This window comes from Desulforhabdus sp. TSK, assembly GCF_022836495.1.
Taxonomy (GTDB): Bacteria; Desulfobacterota; Syntrophobacteria; order Syntrophobacterales; family Syntrophobacteraceae; genus Desulforhabdus.
The window spans coordinates 1-1,468 of the sequence record NZ_BQXM01000086.1 but is presented as its reverse complement, the minus strand read 5'-3'; the positions used below and the strand labels follow the sequence as shown (position 1 = coordinate 1,468).

The window sequence follows — 1,468 nt, the reverse complement described above, 5'->3', positions numbered from 1 at the left end:
ACGGGGATCGTCACCTTCGACATCCTGACCTACCACAACCTGGGGCTCCCGGCGGGCTACCAGACGTGGCTCTTTCTGGCCTTCTTCCTCGCCTTCGCCATCAAGGTGCCCATGTTCCCGTTCCACACATGGCTTCCGGACGCCCACGTGGAGGCGCCGACGGCGGGCAGCGTCATCCTGGCCGGGGTGCTTCTGAAGATGGGGACGTACGGGTTCCTGCGGTTCAGCCTGCCCATCTTCCCCCAGGCGACGGTGGACTTCATGCCCCTCGTTTTTTGCCTCTCGGTCATCGGCATCATCTACGGGGCTCTCGTGTCCCTCGCCCAGGCGGACATCAAAAAGCTCGTGGCCTACTCGAGCGTGAGCCACCTCGGGTACTGCATGCTGGGGATCTTCGCCCTGAACCCCGAGGGGGTGAAGGGGGGCCTGCTCCAGATGATCAACCACGGACTCAGCACGGGGGCGCTCTTCATGATCGTCGGGATGCTCTATGAAAGACGGCATACCCGGCTCATCGCCGAATACGGCGGCATCATGAAGGTCATGCCGGTCTTTGCGGGCCTTTTCCTGCTCGTTTGCTTCTCGTCCATGGGGGTGCCGGGGCTGAACGGGTTTGTGGGCGAGCTGCTGATCCTCATCGGCGCCTTCAAGGCCTCCGTGGGCTACGGGCTCCTATCCACCATCGGGCTCATGCTGGGGGCCATCTACCTTCTTTGGATGTACAAGCGGGTCATGTACGGGGAGATCACGAAGGAGGAAAATAAGGGCCTCAAGGATATGACCTCCCGGGAGTACGCGTATTTACTCCCCATCATCGTCTTCATCGTCTGGATCGGCGTGAGCCCGAGGCCCTTTTTGAACAAGATGGACGCCTCGGTTCAGCATCTTTTGCAGGTCGTGAGCAGTCCCGGCGCGGTGGCGGATGCCGGGGGAGTTACGGGGCTAAACAACAGGCAGCAGATTGCCGCGGAGCAGAGGCGATAGCATATGGAACAGGTAATGAACTCAATCGATCTCGGCGCCATCCTTCCGGAAATCATGATATCGGTTTTTGCCCTGGCGGTGCTGGTGCTGCAGTCCCTGAGGGCCCCCGGGCTGCGGTCCGCCTACGGGTACGTGGCCCTGCTCGGCATCGCGGGGGCGCTCGTGGTGGTCCTCCTCGAGCCCGCGGGGTTTTCCGCGCGGTCGGTGTCCTATTCCTTCAGCGACATGTGGGTGGTGGACAACTACAGCCGGTTTTTCAAGCTCATCTTTCTTCTCGGGAGCGGCCTCACGGTCCTCATCTCCATGAGGTATCTTGAAGAGGAGGGACTGCCACGGGGCGAGTACTTCGCCCTCATTCTCTTTGCGACCCTCGGCATGATGATCATGGCCGGCGGGGCGGAGCTCATCACGGTGTTTCTCGGGGTGGAGCTCATGAGCGTCTCCCTTTACGTCCTGGCCGGTTACGCCCGGACGCGGATGATCT

1 protein-coding gene and 1 pseudogene are annotated in these 1,468 nt (G+C 61.4%); both read left to right on the top strand.

What is annotated here, in order from left to right:
- A partial coding sequence (locus MWC30_RS21565; protein WP_244086265.1) for a NuoM family protein occupies positions 1-984 on the top strand: 984 nt, incomplete at its 5' end.
- A 15-nt stretch (positions 985-999) separates the two neighbouring features.
- Positions 1,000-1,468 (top strand): annotated as a pseudogene (locus MWC30_RS21560) (NADH-quinone oxidoreductase subunit N); the annotation flags it as partial.